This is a genomic window from Brevundimonas sp., assembly GCF_035626535.1.
Taxonomy (GTDB): domain Bacteria; phylum Pseudomonadota; class Alphaproteobacteria; order Caulobacterales; family Caulobacteraceae; genus Brevundimonas.
Genome location: NZ_DASPNO010000053.1, coordinates 53,860 through 68,205 on the forward strand (window position 1 = coordinate 53,860; position 14,346 = coordinate 68,205).

The 14,346-nt window shown below is 69.3% G+C and carries 19 protein-coding genes; 11 read left to right on the top strand and 8 right to left on the bottom strand.

The window, feature by feature from the left end:
• Positions 1-38 precede the first annotated feature (38 nt).
• Together VEC04_RS07700 and VEC04_RS07705 are read right to left on the bottom strand one after the other, a co-directional pair.
• Positions 39-683, bottom strand: a complete 645-nt coding sequence (locus tag VEC04_RS07700; protein ID WP_324775489.1) for a uracil-DNA glycosylase — start codon at positions 681-683, stop codon at positions 39-41.
• A complete protein-coding gene (locus VEC04_RS07705; RefSeq protein ID WP_324775491.1) occupies positions 680-1,249 on the bottom strand; it encodes an NYN domain-containing protein in 570 nt (189 codons plus the stop codon). Before VEC04_RS07705 ends, VEC04_RS07700 begins: the two co-directional genes overlap by 4 nt.
• Here VEC04_RS07705 and folK point away from each other — a divergent pair.
• The 11 genes from folK to VEC04_RS07760 all read left to right on the top strand — a co-directional run bounded on the left by folK (position 1,248) and on the right by VEC04_RS07760 (position 10,788).
• The gene (gene folK, locus VEC04_RS07710; protein ID WP_324775493.1) at positions 1,248-1,805 is read left to right on the top strand and encodes a 2-amino-4-hydroxy-6-hydroxymethyldihydropteridine diphosphokinase; all 558 of its coding nucleotides are present in this window, start codon (positions 1,248-1,250) and stop codon (positions 1,803-1,805) included. The two genes, VEC04_RS07705 and folK, sit on opposite strands and share 2 nt — an antisense overlap.
• An 85-nt stretch (positions 1,806-1,890) precedes the next feature.
• Complete coding sequence (rpoZ, locus tag VEC04_RS07715) at positions 1,891-2,250, top strand: DNA-directed RNA polymerase subunit omega (RefSeq protein WP_324775494.1); 360 nt, start codon at positions 1,891-1,893, stop codon at positions 2,248-2,250.
• A gap of 137 nt (positions 2,251-2,387) precedes the next feature.
• Entirely contained in the window at positions 2,388-4,544 is a 2,157-nt protein-coding gene (locus tag VEC04_RS07720) for a bifunctional (p)ppGpp synthetase/guanosine-3',5'-bis(diphosphate) 3'-pyrophosphohydrolase (RefSeq protein WP_324775496.1), read from the top strand.
• Positions 4,545-4,549: 5 nt separating this feature from the next.
• Positions 4,550-4,882: a hypothetical protein gene (locus VEC04_RS07725; protein ID WP_324775498.1), complete on the top strand. Its 333-nt coding sequence runs from the start codon at positions 4,550-4,552 to the stop codon at positions 4,880-4,882.
• On the top strand, positions 4,869-5,453 hold the full coding sequence (gene pyrE / locus VEC04_RS07730; RefSeq protein ID WP_324775500.1) for an orotate phosphoribosyltransferase: 585 nt from the start codon (positions 4,869-4,871) through the stop codon (positions 5,451-5,453). Before VEC04_RS07725 ends, pyrE begins: the two co-directional genes overlap by 14 nt.
• Positions 5,454-5,464: 11 nt before the next feature.
• On the top strand, positions 5,465-6,214 hold the full coding sequence (locus VEC04_RS07735; RefSeq protein ID WP_324775502.1) for a pyridoxine 5'-phosphate synthase: 750 nt from the start codon (positions 5,465-5,467) through the stop codon (positions 6,212-6,214).
• On the top strand, positions 6,211-6,612 hold the full coding sequence (gene acpS / locus VEC04_RS07740) for a holo-ACP synthase (RefSeq protein ID WP_324775503.1): 402 nt from the start codon (positions 6,211-6,213) through the stop codon (positions 6,610-6,612). Before VEC04_RS07735 ends, acpS begins: the two co-directional genes overlap by 4 nt.
• Positions 6,613-6,991: 379 nt before the next feature.
• Entirely contained in the window at positions 6,992-7,897 is a 906-nt protein-coding gene (gene lepB, locus VEC04_RS07745) for a signal peptidase I (RefSeq protein ID WP_414642661.1), read from the top strand.
• On the top strand, positions 7,897-8,613 hold the full coding sequence (gene rnc / locus VEC04_RS07750; RefSeq protein ID WP_324775505.1) for a ribonuclease III: 717 nt from the start codon (positions 7,897-7,899) through the stop codon (positions 8,611-8,613). Before lepB ends, rnc begins: the two co-directional genes overlap by 1 nt.
• Positions 8,610-9,557: a GTPase Era gene (gene era / locus VEC04_RS07755; RefSeq protein WP_324775507.1), complete on the top strand. Its 948-nt coding sequence runs from the start codon at positions 8,610-8,612 to the stop codon at positions 9,555-9,557. The genes rnc and era overlap by 4 nt, the downstream gene beginning before the upstream one ends.
• Positions 9,558-9,606: 49 nt before the next feature.
• Complete coding sequence (locus VEC04_RS07760) at positions 9,607-10,788, top strand: serine hydrolase domain-containing protein (protein WP_324775509.1); 1,182 nt, start codon at positions 9,607-9,609, stop codon at positions 10,786-10,788.
• 4 nt (positions 10,789-10,792) lie between these two features.
• Here the strand turns inward: VEC04_RS07760 and VEC04_RS07765 are convergent, their stop codons facing one another.
• From VEC04_RS07765 to VEC04_RS07790, 6 genes are all read right to left on the bottom strand, one after another.
• Positions 10,793-11,452 (bottom strand): dihydrofolate reductase family protein, encoded by a 660-nt coding sequence (locus VEC04_RS07765; RefSeq protein WP_324775511.1) that lies wholly within the window; start codon positions 11,450-11,452, stop codon positions 10,793-10,795.
• An 8-nt stretch (positions 11,453-11,460) separates the two neighbouring features.
• Positions 11,461-12,420, bottom strand: a complete 960-nt coding sequence (locus tag VEC04_RS07770; protein WP_324775513.1) for an alpha/beta hydrolase — start codon at positions 12,418-12,420, stop codon at positions 11,461-11,463.
• Positions 12,421-12,482: 62 nt separating this feature from the next.
• Positions 12,483-12,968 carry an SRPBCC family protein gene (locus tag VEC04_RS07775; protein ID WP_324775515.1) on the bottom strand — a complete coding sequence of 162 codons (486 nt, stop codon included), beginning with the start codon at positions 12,966-12,968 and terminating at the stop codon, positions 12,483-12,485.
• Positions 12,965-13,360 (bottom strand): DoxX family protein, encoded by a 396-nt coding sequence (locus VEC04_RS07780; RefSeq protein WP_324775517.1) that lies wholly within the window; start codon positions 13,358-13,360, stop codon positions 12,965-12,967. Before VEC04_RS07780 ends, VEC04_RS07775 begins: the two co-directional genes overlap by 4 nt.
• Positions 13,357-13,797: a VOC family protein gene (locus VEC04_RS07785; protein WP_324775519.1), complete on the bottom strand. Its 441-nt coding sequence runs from the start codon at positions 13,795-13,797 to the stop codon at positions 13,357-13,359. The genes VEC04_RS07780 and VEC04_RS07785 overlap by 4 nt, the downstream gene beginning before the upstream one ends.
• A gap of 52 nt (positions 13,798-13,849) precedes the next feature.
• Positions 13,850-14,332 (bottom strand): SRPBCC domain-containing protein, encoded by a 483-nt coding sequence (locus VEC04_RS07790; RefSeq protein ID WP_324775521.1) that lies wholly within the window; start codon positions 14,330-14,332, stop codon positions 13,850-13,852.
• Between the last annotated feature and the right edge of the window lie 14 nt (positions 14,333-14,346).

Below are 14,346 nucleotides of genomic sequence, written 5' to 3' on the forward strand. Positions count from 1 at the left end.
GGGAAACACAGTCCGGCGGCTGGGCGACCAATGTTCGATCACGTTTCGATGAGCGCCCGGGCCCGCTCAAAGATGTCCTCGAACATCTCCGGGCTGAGCCGGCCCGTGTTCGTGTTGAGCCGGGAGCAGTGGTAGCTGTTCAAGAGCACATAGGGGCCGATCTGCGCCTGGGCTCCGTGGCCAGCCGGCATGGCGCTGGCGGGTTTGCCGAGCGCCTTCAGCACGTTGCGCCGCGATACGTCGCCCAGGGTGAGGATGACCCTGAGCCGGGGCAGGGCCGCCAGCCGCGACTGCAGGAACGGCCGGCAGGTCGCCTCCTCGACCGGCAGGGGCTTGTTGCCCGGCGGGGCGCAGCGGACCGCATTGGTGATCATGCAGTCGACCAGCTCCAGGTCGTCGTCGCCGTTCGGATCGTACCGGCCGCGCGCGAAGCCGGATTTCTGCAGGGTCTCGTAGAGCAGCCAGCCGGCGTGATCGCCGGTGAACGGCCGGCCGGTGCGGTTGGCCCCGGTGCGCCCCGGTGCGAGGCCGGCGATCAGCAGGCGCGCCTGCGGGTCGCCGAACGACGGCGCCGCGCCGTTCCACCAGCCGGGGTTCTGCCGCGCATTCTCCAGCCGGTATTGGACCAGCCGCGGGCAGAGCGGGCAGTCACGCGGGGCCTCGGGCGGGTACGGCGGGATCATTGATCGAACACCCGGGCGGACGGCGAGGCGCCGGGTGTCCGCGGCCGTCCGATCTCCGGCAGCAGGTCGTTCAACTCCACGAAGGCGTCGGCCTGGCGCCTGAGCTCGTCAGCGATCTGCGGCGGCTGGCTCTTCATCGTCGAGACGACGGTGACCCGCACGCCCTTGGCCTGCACCGCCTGCACCAGCCGCCGAAAGTCGCCGTCGCCGCTGAACAGCACGACGTGATCCACGCGCGGCGCCAGCTCCAGCATGTCGACGGCGATCTCAATGTCCATATTGCCCTTGGTCCGCGAATGGCCCTGGGCGTCCGTGAACCGCTTCACCGGCTTGGTCACCACGGTGAAGCCGTTGTAGTCGAGCCAGTCGACCAGCGGCTTGATCGGCGAGAACTCTTCGCCCTCGATCACCGCCGTGAAATAATAGGCGCGAACCAGAACACCGTTTGCGCGATACATCTCCAGCAGCCGGCTGAAGTCGAGGTCGGCGTTCAGCGCCTTGGCGGCGGAATACAGGTTGGCCCCATCGATGAAGAGGGCGATGCGCTCGGTCGGATAAGGCGTCATGGAAATCGGTCCCGAAAATATGGACGTCCCGGTCACCGTCGAAATGGACGGCGACGTCGATCTGGACGAGGCCGTCATCGTCGCGCTGGGCTGCAATGACAAGGGGGCCTGGCGGGATTGCCGCGAGGCGCTGGAGGCGGCGCTGGCCCGGTTCCGCTCCGAGGGGATTGATGTGGTGATGCGGTCGTCGTGGTGGCGTTCGGCCGCCTGGCCGGATCCGGACGAACCGCCGTTCCTGAACGGCGTGGTCGTGGTGCGCACGGCTCATGACCCGCACGGCCTGATGGCGGCCCTGGGCCGGATCGAGGAGGCCTTCGGCCGGCGGCGCGGCGCGCGGAACGCCCCGCGCACCCTCGATCTCGACCTGATCGCCTACGGCCGGCTGAGCGGCGACCTCGACGGCCTGATCCTGCCCCACCCAAGGGCGGCGGAACGGAAGTTCGTGATGGGCCCGCTGGCGGAGATCGCGCCGGAGTGGGAACATCCCGACGGCGCCCATGCGGCCGAACTGGCGGAGAGGGCGACCATCGGGCAGGACGCGGCTCCAGCGCGCTGATCGCCTCATTCCCGCCTATGCGGCGTTGCACAATGGCCTCCGACCCTATATTTTGTGCGGTTCTCCCCCGCGCTCGAGGAATTTCATGGCCCGCGTCACTGTCGAAGACTGCATCGAGAAGGTGCCGAACCGTTTTGGTCTGGTTCTGCTGGCCGGCCACCGCGCCCGCTCCATCGCCAACGGCGCGCCGCTGACCATCGATCGCGACAACGACAAGAACCCGGTCGTCGCCCTGCGCGAACTGGCGGAAGACACCGTCAGCCCGGACGAACTGCAGGAAAACATCGTCGTCACCCTGCAGCGCGTCGACGAGCGTACCGAAGCCGAGGACGAGGCCGAGGTCGTGGCCCTGCTGGCCGAGCCGCAGCACATGAACATGGCGGAAGCCGAGCTGATCCGCGCGCTGCAAAGCGATCGCGACGGCGGCCAGGAGGAGCGGTACTGACGGCCGAACCCGCCAAAGGTATCACCATCCTGCCGGCGCGGACCTCGCAGCCCGCGCCGTCTCTCAAAGCTGCCAATCTCAACGACCCGGAGAACGACCGCTCCGCGGCCGAAGCGCCCGAGCCCTCGCGCGCCCGGGTGCTGCGGCAATTCGAGCTGGTCGAGGCCGTCCGGGCCTATGACCCGACCGCCGACGAGGGGCTTCTGAACCGCGCCTACGTCTATGCGATGAAGATGCACGGCTCGCAGCTGCGGGCCTCGGGCGACCCCTATTTCGCGCATCCGATCCAGGTCGCCGGCATCCTGACCGACTACCGGCTCGACACCGCCACCATCGTCACCGCCCTGCTGCACGACGTGGTCGAGGACACCTCGGCCACCCGGGACGATATCGCCGACATGTTCGGCGAGGAGATCGCCTCGCTGGTCGAGGGCGTCACCAAGCTGTCGCGGCTGGAGCTCCAGGCCGAGCACACGCGCCAGGCCGAGAACCTGCGCAAATTCATCCTCGCCATCTCGCGGGACGTGCGGGTGCTGCTGGTCAAGCTGGCCGACCGTCTGCACAACATGCGGACGCTGAAGCATGTGAAGCCGGAGAAGCGCGAGCGGATCAGCCGCGAGACGCTCGAGGTCTATGCGCCGCTGGGCCGGTCGATCGGCATCCACTCGATCGCATCCGAACTGGAAGAACTGGCCTTCGAACACCTGAACCCGACCGCGCGCACCGCCATCGAGCGCCGGCTGGAGGCGCTGAAGCTCGAGCACGGCCGGGCCATCGACGGCGTCGCCCGCGAGGTCGAGCGGGTGCTGGAGGAGGCCGGCGTCCACGCCCGCGTGTTCGGCCGCCAGAAGACGCCGTATTCGATCTGGCGCAAGCTGCAGCGCAAGTCGGTCGGCTTCTCGTCCCTGTCGGACATCTACGGCTTCCGCGTCATCGTCGACGCCGAGGACGACTGCTACCGCGCCCTGGGCGTGATCCACCGCGCCTGGCCGATGGTGCCGGAGCGGTTCAAGGACTTCATCTCGACGCCGAAGTCGAACAACTACCGCTCCCTGCATACGACGGTGGTCGGCCCGTCAGGGCTGCGCATCGAGATGCAGATCCGCACCGACGCCATGGACCGCGTGGCCGAGGACGGGGTGGCGGCGCACTGGGCCTACAAGAACCAGTCCTACGGTTTCGACAAGGAGGCCATGCAGAAGGACGGCGGGCGCGACCCGCTGCAGAACCTGCGCCACCTCGTACAGGTGATCGAGCACGGCGAGGGCGGCGAGGACTGGGTCGAGCACGCCAAGCTCGAGATGTATCTGGACCAGGTGTTCGTGTTCACGCCCAAGGGGGCGCTGATCACCCTGCCGCGCGGCGGCATGCCGCTGGACTTCGCCTACGCCGTGCACACCGAGGTCGGGGACACCGCCGTCGGGGCCAAGATCAACGGCGAGCTGAAGCCGATGCGGACCCAGCTTCAGAACGGCGACGTGGTCGAGATCGTGCGCGGCGCCAAGCGGGAAATCCCCGTCGACTGGCGCTCGCTGACCGTCACCGGCCGGGCCCGATCGGCCATCCGACGCCACATCCGCACCTCCGAGCGGGGCGAGTTCCAGAAGCTGGGCCGCGCCACCCTCGAGCAGACCCTGACCCGCGCCGGCAAGGCCGACGCCGAGGTCACCCTGCGCCCGGCTCTGGAGCAGCTCGGCTTCGCCCACGACGACGACCTGTACGAGGCTGTGGGACGCGGCCGGGTGTCGGCGGCCAAGGTCGGTGAAATCCTGTTCCCGGCCCTGAAGGGACGGCTTAAGGCGGGGCCGGACCGCAAGCGGATCGGCGACGAGCAGGGCCGCCTGTTCGTGCGCGGAGGCGGACTCACCCCGGGCGTCAGCGTTCACTTCGGCCACTGCTGCTCGCCGGTGCCGGGCGACCGCATCGTCGGCATCCTCGAGCCCGAGTCCGGCCTGACCGTGCATACTATCGACTGCCAGCGGCTGGAGGAGTTCGCCGACGACGACTCGGTCTGGCAAGACCTGCAGTGGACTCCACAGGCCGAGCAGGGGGCCGTCGCCTCGGCCCGCATCCGGGCCACGATCAAGAACGCGCCGGGCGTGCTCGGCCAGGTGGCGACCATCATCGGCGAGGCCGGCGGCAACATCCTCAACCTGGTGATGAGCCACCGCCAGCAGGATTTCTTCGACGTCGACATCGACATGGAGGTCGAGGACGCCAAGCACGCCACCGCCATCATGGCCGCCCTGCGCACGAACCCGTCGGTCGATACGGTCGAGCGGGCGCGGGGCTGATCCGGTTGGCGACGGTCCATTTCGTCAGGCCGTCCGACGGCAGGCGGCGCTACGTCAGCGGCCGCTGGCGGGTCTGGGGCGTCCTGTTCGGCGTTCCCGCCATGCTGTTCGCCGGTCTCTGGCTGCACGCCCTCATCGCGGCGATCGCCTCCATCGCGATCGGCTTTGCGACCGAGTTCGCCACAGGCCTGCGCGAGGGCGATCCCAACTACCTGATGACCTATGTGCCCGGCTGGATCGTCGTAATGGTCTATGGCGGCTTTATCCCGAGGCTCCGCATCCGTAAGTACGAGCGGCTTGGATGGAAGCGAGTCGAGCCCGCCGATGAATTCGAATGACGTCCTGACCGAGTTCCGCGACGCGGGCGCCCTGCGCGAGGGGCATTTCGTGCTGTCCTCGGGCCTGCACAGCCCCGTCTTCCTGCAGAAGAACCTCGTGTTCATGGACGCGGCGCGCTGCGCCCGCCTGTGCAAGGCGCTGGCGGAGAAGATCACAGCGGTCGCCGGCCCCGTGGACGTGGCCATTTCGCCGGCGGTCGGCGGCATCATCCCTGGCTATGAGACCGCCCGCTGGCTGGGCGTGCCGTCGATGTACGTCGAGCGCGAGGGCGGCGAGTTCCGGCTGCGCCGCGGCTTCCACGTCGAGCCGGGCCAGAAGGTGGTCATGGTCGAGGACATCGTCACCACCGGCCTGAGCTCGCGCGAGTGCATCGCGGCGATCCGCGCGGCGGGCGGCGACGTCGTCGCGGCGGCCTGCATCGTCGATCGCTCGGGCGGCCGGGCCGATGTCGGCGTGCCGTTGGTGGCGCTGGCTACGCTGGACGTCCCCGCCTACGCCGCCGACGCCCTGCCACTGGAACTCGCCGCCCTGCCGGTCGAAGATCCCGGCAGCCGGCGACTGGCGAAATAAGGAGGCGCGCGGTGGTCTCGCCCGTCCGGCTCGGCGTCAACATCGACCACGTGGCGACGGTGCGGAACGCGCGCGGCGGCGTCCATCCCGACCCGGTCCGGGCCGCCCGCGAGGCGCTCGCCGCCGGGGCCGACGGCATCACCGCCCACCTGCGCGAGGACCGGCGGCACATTACCGACACCGATATCGAGGCGCTGAGCGAACTCTGCGCCGTCGCGGGCCGGCCGCTGAACCTCGAGATGGCCGTCACCGACGAGATGCTGACCATCGCCCTGCGCCACCGCCCGCACGCCGCCTGCCTGGTGCCGGAGCGTCGCGAGGAGGTGACCACGGAGGGCGGTCTCGCCGTCGCCGGTCACGAGGCGCGGATCGCGCCGGTGGCGAAGGCCCTGACCGGAACGGGCGTGCGGGTCTCCCTGTTCATCGAGCCGGCGCTGGAGCAGGTCGAGGCCGCCCGCGCCGTCGGCGCCCAGGTCGTCGAATTCCACACCGGCCGCTACTGCCATCTGTCGGGCGACGCGCGCGCGGTCGAGTTCGCCAGGCTGCAGGCCGCCGCGAGCCGCGCCGCCGACCTCGGCCTCGAGGTCCACGCCGGCCATGGGCTGGACTACGGGACGGCGGCCGACATGCTGGCCATTCCGGAGGTCCGCGAACTGAACATAGGCCATTTCCTGGTAGGGGAAGCCGTGTTCGTCGGCCTGACCACGGCCATCCGCCGCATGCGCGCGGCGATGGACGCGGCCCAGGACTTTCCCCGGTGATCGTCGGCGTCGGCGCCGACCTGTGCGACATCCGGCGCATCCAGAAGTCGCTGGATCGCTATGGCGACCGCTTCAAACAGCGCTGCTTCACCGAACTGGAGCGGACCCGTTCGGACCGCAAGCCGGACGCGGCGTGGAGCTACGCCAAGCGGTTCGCGGCCAAGGAAGCCTGCGCCAAGGCGCTGGGCACCGGGATGAGACGGGACGTGTACTGGCGCGACATGGGTGTGGCGAATCTGCCCTCGGGCCAGCCGACCCTGCACCTGACCGGCCACGCCGCCGAACACCTGGCGCGTCTGACGCCGGCCGGCCATGAGGCGCGGATCCACCTGACGCTGAGCGACGAACACCCGTACGCACTCGCCTTCGTGGTGATCGAAGCCTTGCCGAGGGCTTAATCACGTTATACCGCTTTTGCCGCTGAAAGACCGCGGACAGCGGCTGGGGGACAGGGTCCATATGAGCGACGAGAACAAGCCGCACGACGAGCATGGCCACGACGCCGGTCATGGCCACGAGTCGCCCCCTGAGCCCGCCCACGCGGCGCCCGACGCGCATGACGATGCGCATGCGCCGGCCGCGGACGCCCATGGCCATGACGAGCACGGGCACGAAGAACACGGCCACGCGGATGCGGCCCATCACGACGATCATGACGCCGGGGCCGTTCCGCACGCCCATGACGAGCCCGCGCACGACAGCCATCCCGCCGCTGACGCCGATGCGACCGCGCATGGCGATCACGGCCATGAAGACCACGCCGCGCACGACGCGCATCTGACGGCCGCCGACGCCACCGTCGCGGCCGGCGCCGCCGGAGCCGCCGGAGCCGCGGCCGCGGCCTCATCGAAACAGCCGGTGTGGAGCGACGCCGGCGACGCCCCGTTCGAGGACATCGACGCCACGCCCGTCTATGCGCGCGGCAAGAAGGGCCGCCGCAAGGGCCGGTCAGGCGGCAACGAGACCTTCGAGATCGTCAAGACGATCTTCTTCGCCCTGCTGATCGCCTTCGTTCTGCGGGTGCTGCTGTTCCAGCCCTTCACCATCCCGTCCGCCTCGATGGAGCCCAACCTCTACGAAGGCGACTACATCGTCGTCTCCAAGTGGAGCTACGGCTATTCGAAGCACGCCATCCCGTTCAGCCCGCCGGTGTTCGAGGGCCGCATCTTCGCGCAGGAGCCGAAGCGCGGCGACATCGTCGTCTTCAAGCTGCCGCGCGACAACCGCACCGACTACATCAAGCGCCTCATCGGCCTGCCCGGCGACGAGGTTCAGATGGTCAACAACGTCCTGCACATCAACGGCCAGCCGGTGCGCGACGTGGTCATCAGCGAGGCGGACGCGACCAACATGTACGGCATGCCGATCATCAAGGCGCGCGAGACCCTGCCCGAGGGCAAGACCTTCACCATTCAGGATTACGGCCCCGGCAACGCCGCCGACGACACCCCGGTGTTCCAGGTGCCCGAAGGCCACTATTTCATGATGGGCGACAACCGCGACAACTCGGTCGACAGCCGCTTCGACGAGCCTGCCGGCGGCGTCGGCCTGGTGCCGGCCGAGAACCTGATCGGCAAGGCCGAGATCATCCTGTTCTCGTGGTCGCCCGGCGCCTCGCTGTGGAATCCGGTCAGCTGGTTCTCGAAGGTGCGTCCGAGCCGGTTCTTCACCGTCCTGAACTGATGGGCGACCGGCGGGCCGAAGCGGTCGCGGCGCTGGCGCGCAACCTCGGTCACGACTTCCGCGATCCGTCCCTGCTCGATCAGGCCCTGACGCACGCCAGCGTGGGGGAGGGGGCCGGGCGCGACGCCCGCGGCCGGCTGTTCCTCGACAACCAGCGCATGGAGTTCCTCGGCGACCGGGTGCTCGGCCTGCTGGTCGCCGACCGGCTGATGCGGGACCTGCCGGCCGCCGACGAGGGCGAGATGTCGTCCCGCCTCCACGCCCTCGTCGACAAGGCGACCTGCGCCCGCATCGCGGAGGCGCTGGGAGTCGGCGACGCCATGCGGCTGTCGCCCGGCGAGGCGAAGCAGGGCGGCCGCCGCCGCGAAGGCATGCTCGGCGACGCCATGGAGGCGATCCTGGCCGCCGTCTGGCTGGACGGAGGCATGGAGGCCGCCCGCTCCCTGTTCGAGCGTGTCTGGGCCGCCGAACTGGCCGCTCCGCCGTGCAAGTCGCTGACCAATCCGAAATCGGCCCTGCAGGAGTGGGCGCTGGGTCAGGGAAAGCCGCTGCCGACCTACCGCATCGTCGACCGCACCGGCTCCGATCACGCCCCGACATTCACCGTCGAAGCCAGCGTAGCCGGATATCCGCCCTTGACCGCACAGGGCCGTTCGCGTCAGGACGCGGAGAAGGCGGCCGCCATCGGCCTGCTGCAGCGTGAAGGCGTGATTTGACCGATCAACAGAACCAGCGAGCCGGCTTCGCCGCCATCATCGGCGCGCCCAACGCGGGCAAGTCCACGCTGGTCAACCGCCTGACCGGGACCAAGGTCTCGATCGTCACCCAGAAGGTCCAGACCACCCGCTTCCCCGTGCGCGGCATCGCCATGGAGGGCGACGCCCAGATCGTGCTGGTCGACACGCCCGGGATCTTCACGCCGCGCCGTCGTCTGGACCGGGCCATGGTCGCCTCGGCCTGGGGCGGGGCGGACGACGCCGACGTGGTGGTCCATCTGGTCGACGCGGCCTCCCACATCGCCGCTGAGGGCAAGGAAGGGACCGCCGCGGACCGCCGCTCGGCCGAGGACACCGAAACCATCATCGCCGCCCTGAAGGCCGCGGGAAAACAGGTCATCCTGGCCCTGAACAAGATCGACGGCATGCGCCGCGACACCCTGCTGGCCCTGTCGCAGCGCCTGTTCGAGACCGGCGCCTATTCCGAGGTCTATATGATCTCGGCGCTCAGCGGCGACGGCGTCGACGACCTCAAGAAGCGCCTCGCCCGCTCGATGCCGGAAGGCCCCTGGCTCTATCCCGAGGACCAGTCCGCCGACGTTCCGATGCGGGTCCTGGCGGCCGAGATCACGCGCGAGAAGGTCTATCTGCGCGTCCACGAGGAACTGCCCTATTCGGCGGCGGTCGAGACGACCTCGTCCGAGGACCGGCCCGACGGCTCGGCCCGCATCGAGCAGACCATCTACGTCGAGCGCGAGAGCCAGCGGCCGATCGTGCTCGGCAAGGGCGGCCAGACCCTGAAATGGATCGGCCAGAAGGCCCGCGAGGAGCTGACCGAGCTTCTCGACCGCCCGGTCCACCTGTTCCTGACGGTCAAGGTCGACCCGAAATGGCAGGACAGCCGCGCCCTCTACGCCCAGTTCGGGCTGGAATACGACGTCTAGGCCGTTGTTCCACGTTCCCCGACACAGCGGCGGTCATCCCCGGCTGGCGATGGCCTTCCTGGCTGTGCTGTTCGTCGTCGCCGCCGGCCTGATCGCCTGGGCGACAGTGCGGCCGCTGCCCGAAGCCGCTCCGCCCGAGCCGATGCCGCCCCGGCCGCCGCTGGTCGTGGTGCGGGACCTGCCGCAGCTGACCGAACAGCTCGAGCGCTGGGGCGGTTCGGGCGCCTTCACGGGCGGGGTGCTGGTCGCGAAGGGCGATCAGGTGCTGTTCCGCCAGGTCTACGGTTACGCCGACCGCAGCCTGGGTAAACCGCTGGAGCTGGACTCCCGCTTCCGCCTGGCCTCGGTCAGCAAGCAGTTCACGGCCGCCGCCATTCTGCGCCTGCAGGACGAGGGGGTTCTGTCGGTCGACGATCCGGTGTGCCGATGGATCGATCCGTGCCCCGCCGCCTGGGCGCCGATCCGGCTGCACCACCTGCTGTCCCACACCTCGGGCATCCCGGATCTGATGGCCCGCCCCGGCTGGGGCGTCCGCCGGACCGCGCTCGCCACGCCAGAGGAATTGACAGATGATTCAGCCCGGTATGGCCTCCAGTTCCCGCCGGGTACGAAGGTTCGCTACAACAACGCCGGCTACAACCTGCTCGGCTACGTGGTCCAGAGGGCCAGCGGCCTGCCGCTGCGGGACTATCTGCGCGACGCCTTCTTCGTGCCGCTGGGCATGGCCGACACCGGCTACGAGGACGACATGTCGGGCGTGGTCATGGGCTACGCCAATCTCGCGGGCGGGCCGACGCCGCAGCCGAACCACAACGTCAGCATCATCTTCGGAGCCGGCGCCCTGTATTCGACGCTGGACGACCTGCTGGTCTGGCAGCGCGCCCTGCACGGCGGGACGCTGCTGAGCGCCGAGAGCTATGCGCAGATGATCGCAGACCATGCGCCGGCCGACACGCCGGACGAGCGCGGCCGCCCGCGGCGCGACTGGGGCTACGGCCTGTTCGCCAACAGCCTCGGCCGCCGCGTCCGCCCCGACTTCCTCGATCGCCAGATCTACCACACCGGCAGCTGGTCGGGGTTCCGCAACCTGGTCGCATACCAGCCGGACGAGGACGTCACCGTGATCGTGCTGTCCAACAACTACCACCAGCGCGAGGCGGTCTTCCTGCTCTCGCAGCAGGGCATGGCCGAGGCGCTGGGGCGGCCGTTCCCGACCGCCATGGCGCGCTGACGCCTCAGCTCTCCCGCGCCCAGCGTTCGCGCCGTGCCAGCTCGGCCTGACCCGGATTGTCGTCGCCGAACGATCCGGTGGGCACGTCCCCGTCGCGGCGGTACGTGCCGACGATGACGCCGGCGGCCGTCGCCTCGCTGTTCACCAGCGTCCAGGCGTGCGGGAGCGAACCCTCGTCGAACAGCCGCTTGCCCCGGCCCAGCACGATGGGGAAGGTCAGGATCGTCAGCTGGTCGATCAGGTCGTGGGCCAGCAGCGTGTGAATGACCTCGCTCGAGCCCTGGATCAGCAGGTCGCGCCCCGCGGTCGCCTTCAACGCCCGCACCGACGCGGCCAGATCGCCTTCCAGCCTGTGGCTGTGGGCCCAGTTCAGCGGCGTTTCGGGACCGGCGGCGACGTATTTGTTGACGGCGTTGAATGTGCGGCCGATCTCGTCGTCCTGATGCGGCCAGTGGGCGGCGAAGATCTCATAGGTGCGACGGCCGAGGAGCAGGTCGTAGTCCTCGCCCATCGCCTGACCCATCAACTCGCCCAACCTCTCGTCGAAGTGGGGGAAGACCCAGCCGCCGAACCTGAACCCGCCGCCCGGATCCTCCTCGGGACCGCCGGGCGCCTGCATGACGCCGTCCAGAGAGACGAAGGTGGCGGTTCTGATCTTGCGCATCGCCGGCCTCACTCGCTTCCGGGGATGTCGTCGAACAAGCCGCCCGGCGACGGGCGGGTCTGGTCGTCGAGGAAGGGCAGGATCATCGCCGCCAGCAGGGCCGGGTCGCCGAACACGTCGACGTGCGAACTCGCCGGCAGGATGGCGAGGCGCGCCGGGGGCGCCTCGGTCAGGAAGGGCTGGGAGGCCCGCGCCGTGTCGCCGCCGCCGCGCAGACGGTACAGCTCGACCGCATGTTCCGGCCGCACGATGTCGTGGTCGCCGATAATGATGAAGGTGGGCGAGGTCAGGGTGCGGATCTGCTCCGCCGGCCAGTCCTGGCCCTGATCCATGACCTTGATCTTGTTCACCACCGAGGCGAAGGCGTCCGGGTTGGGCGACAGACGCTTGAACTCGGCCTCCATCGGCGTGCCGGCGAAGATCTCGGGCGTAATGCCGGCCATCATCTGGGTGAAGCCGGGCAGGTTGCCCGCCTCGTTGAAGCTGACGGAGGCGACCACCAGGTGGTCGACCCTCTCCGGGTGACGCAGCGCCAGTTGCAGGGCCGCGCCTGCGCCCATGGAATAGCCGACCACATCGGCCTTCTGCACGCCGGCGTCGGCCAGCACGGCCGCGGCGTCGTCCGCCAGATTCTCATAGGTGATCGGGCCGGGCAGGTCGCCGGTCCGGGCGTGGCCGCGCTGGTCGACGACGATCAGGGGCCGGTCCGTCATCAGGTCGGTCAGCGGCTTCATCGAGTCCGACGACATGAAGGCGCCATGCAGGATCAGCACCGGCCTCTTGCCGGAGGTCAGGTCGCCGTGGACGAAGTAGCGCACCTCGCCGCCCTCGACGACGGCAGAATCCGCGCGGGGGGCTGGGGTCTGCGCACTCGCCGCGGCGGCGGCCGGTGCGCTCTGCGCCATTGCGGGCAGGGCTGTTGCCAGCGTCAGGGCGGCGGCGGCGGCGGTCAACAGGGATCGTTTCATACCTGGCTCCTTCCTTGTGAGGCCCCGGGCCGTGTGGGACGGCCCGGGGCCTGCGACGGGTCTCAGTTCGCGGTCTCTGCGACGACCTCGCGTTCGAGCTTGTCGAGGCTCTGCGACCAGCCTGCCTCCATCCCGGCGAGCGGGCCGAGAGCGGATTCGTCGGCGGTGAGCACCCGCGCGTCGAGGGTCTGGACCGTGCGGCCGCCGGCCTCGTCGAAGGTGATCGTGTTCTCGACCTCGAACCATGTCGTCCCGTCGGGGTGCTGGACCCAGGTTCGCATCACCAGCCGCTCCGGTTCCTCGACTTCGACGAAGCGGCCGTCGAAGGGCATGTCGGCGCCGTTCGGGGCGCGCATGACCATATGGATGGCCCCGCCGGGGCTTACGTCCATTTTCACCACCGGCGTGGTGAAATGCTCGGGCCCCCACCAGGCGGCGACGTGGGCGGGGTCGGTCCACATTTTCCAGACGAGGGCGCGCGGGGCGTCGAAGGTGCGGACGATCTGCAATCGGCGCAGATGGTCGGGAATGGCGGCGGCGACGGTCATGATTGGCTCCGTCGGATCGGAAACACGGCCCGAAGCGACGCATCCCGCAGCCACAGGCCGCCCCACATGAACAGGCCGAGGTAGATCGAGAACAGCACGTGGCTGAACAGCGGGCTTTCGGCCCGGATCTGCGTCGCCATCGCCCCGCCGAGCAGGCCGGTGAACAGCACGGCACCGAGCAGGCTGGTGCGCGGGATCAGGTAGAGGATCAGGAAGCCCAGCTCCATCAGCCCGATCATCAGCACATGGCCGGAGGGCCAGCCCAGCTGGGCCATGGTCTCCTCGGCGATCGGCATGCCGCTCAGTTTCGGAAAGGCCGAGGCGCCGAGGATGAACAGGGCGAACAGGCCTGTCAGAACGCGGCCGGTCCAGATCATGGGCGAGGCCTTCACGACGCGGGCTTCCAGTCGGCCGACGGCATGGTGTTGACCATCCACGGCACGCCAAACTTGTCCGTCAACGATCCGAAGCCCGGAGACCAGAAGGTCTCGGCGAAGGGCATGCCGACCCGGCCGCCCTCGGACAGGGCATCGAACCAGCGCCGGGCGTCGGTCGTGTTGTCGGCGTGCAGGGTGACGTCGAAACCGTTCTTGGGCTTGTCGACGTTGGGCGCCCATTCGACGTCCATATCCGCGCCCATGATCGCCTGGTCGCCGACCTGCAGCCAGCAGTGCATCAGCCAGTCCTTGTACTGCTCGCCCACCGGCATGTCGGGCGGGCCGTCGCCGTAGGGCATGGCGGCGGTGATCTCGCCGCCCAGCACTTTGGCGTAGAACTCGAAGGCCTCGCGGCACTGGCCGCGGAAGCTGAGGCTGGTCACGATCTTCATGGTCTTCGCTCCGTGAGCAGGTTGAACTGAACGCGTGACGCCGTCGGCGCCGTTACTGATCCGCGCCTCCGGCCGCCAGGAAGGCTTCCAGCCGCTCGAAGGTGCTGGTCCAGCCATGCCTGTGGCCGACGAGGCTCTGTTCCGACTTCAGGCCTTCGTGGGTGAAGTCCATCAGGGTGCCGCCGCCCGGCGCGTCGCTGAGCTGAACCGTGACGAGGGTTTCGACGGGAGGGCCGTCCTCGTGGGACTCGTCCCACTTGAAGGTGAAGACCAGCCGCTCCTCGGGCACGATCTCCCGGTAGACGCCGCCCTGCCAAAGGTCCTGTCCGGTCTGCGGCGAGCGCAGGCAGGCCCGCCATGCGCCACCGACCCTGAGGTCCTGCGAGGCGCTGACCGCCGGCCATTCGACCGGACCCAGCCAGAGCACCATGACCTCGGGGTTGGTCCAGGCCCGCCACACCAGCGCCCGCGGCGCGTCGAAGAAGCGCTGCATCTGCAGGGTGGGACGGATGGCCAGATCTTCTACCAGGGTCATCGGGCGGGCTCTTC

Coding starts and splice junctions, on each gene's coding strand:
- VEC04_RS07700 (WP_324775489.1), bottom strand. CDS start 683: ATGATCCCGCCGTACCCGCCCGAGGCCCCGCGTGACTGCCCGCTCTGC.
- folK (WP_324775493.1), top strand. CDS start 1,248: ATGGAAATCGGTCCCGAAAATATGGACGTCCCGGTCACCGTCGAAATG.
- VEC04_RS07705 (WP_324775491.1), bottom strand. CDS start 1,249: ATGACGCCTTATCCGACCGAGCGCATCGCCCTCTTCATCGATGGGGCC.
- rpoZ (WP_324775494.1), top strand. CDS start 1,891: ATGGCCCGCGTCACTGTCGAAGACTGCATCGAGAAGGTGCCGAACCGT.
- pyrE (WP_324775500.1), top strand. CDS start 4,869: ATGAATTCGAATGACGTCCTGACCGAGTTCCGCGACGCGGGCGCCCTG.
- rnc (WP_324775505.1), top strand. CDS start 7,897: ATGGGCGACCGGCGGGCCGAAGCGGTCGCGGCGCTGGCGCGCAACCTC.
- VEC04_RS07760 (WP_324775509.1), top strand. CDS start 9,607: ATGGCCTTCCTGGCTGTGCTGTTCGTCGTCGCCGCCGGCCTGATCGCC.
- VEC04_RS07765 (WP_324775511.1), bottom strand. CDS start 11,452: ATGCGCAAGATCAGAACCGCCACCTTCGTCTCTCTGGACGGCGTCATG.
- VEC04_RS07770 (WP_324775513.1), bottom strand. CDS start 12,420: ATGAAACGATCCCTGTTGACCGCCGCCGCCGCCGCCCTGACGCTGGCA.
- VEC04_RS07775 (WP_324775515.1), bottom strand. CDS start 12,968: ATGACCGTCGCCGCCGCCATTCCCGACCATCTGCGCCGATTGCAGATC.
- VEC04_RS07785 (WP_324775519.1), bottom strand. CDS start 13,797: ATGAAGATCGTGACCAGCCTCAGCTTCCGCGGCCAGTGCCGCGAGGCC.
- VEC04_RS07790 (WP_324775521.1), bottom strand. CDS start 14,332: ATGACCCTGGTAGAAGATCTGGCCATCCGTCCCACCCTGCAGATGCAG.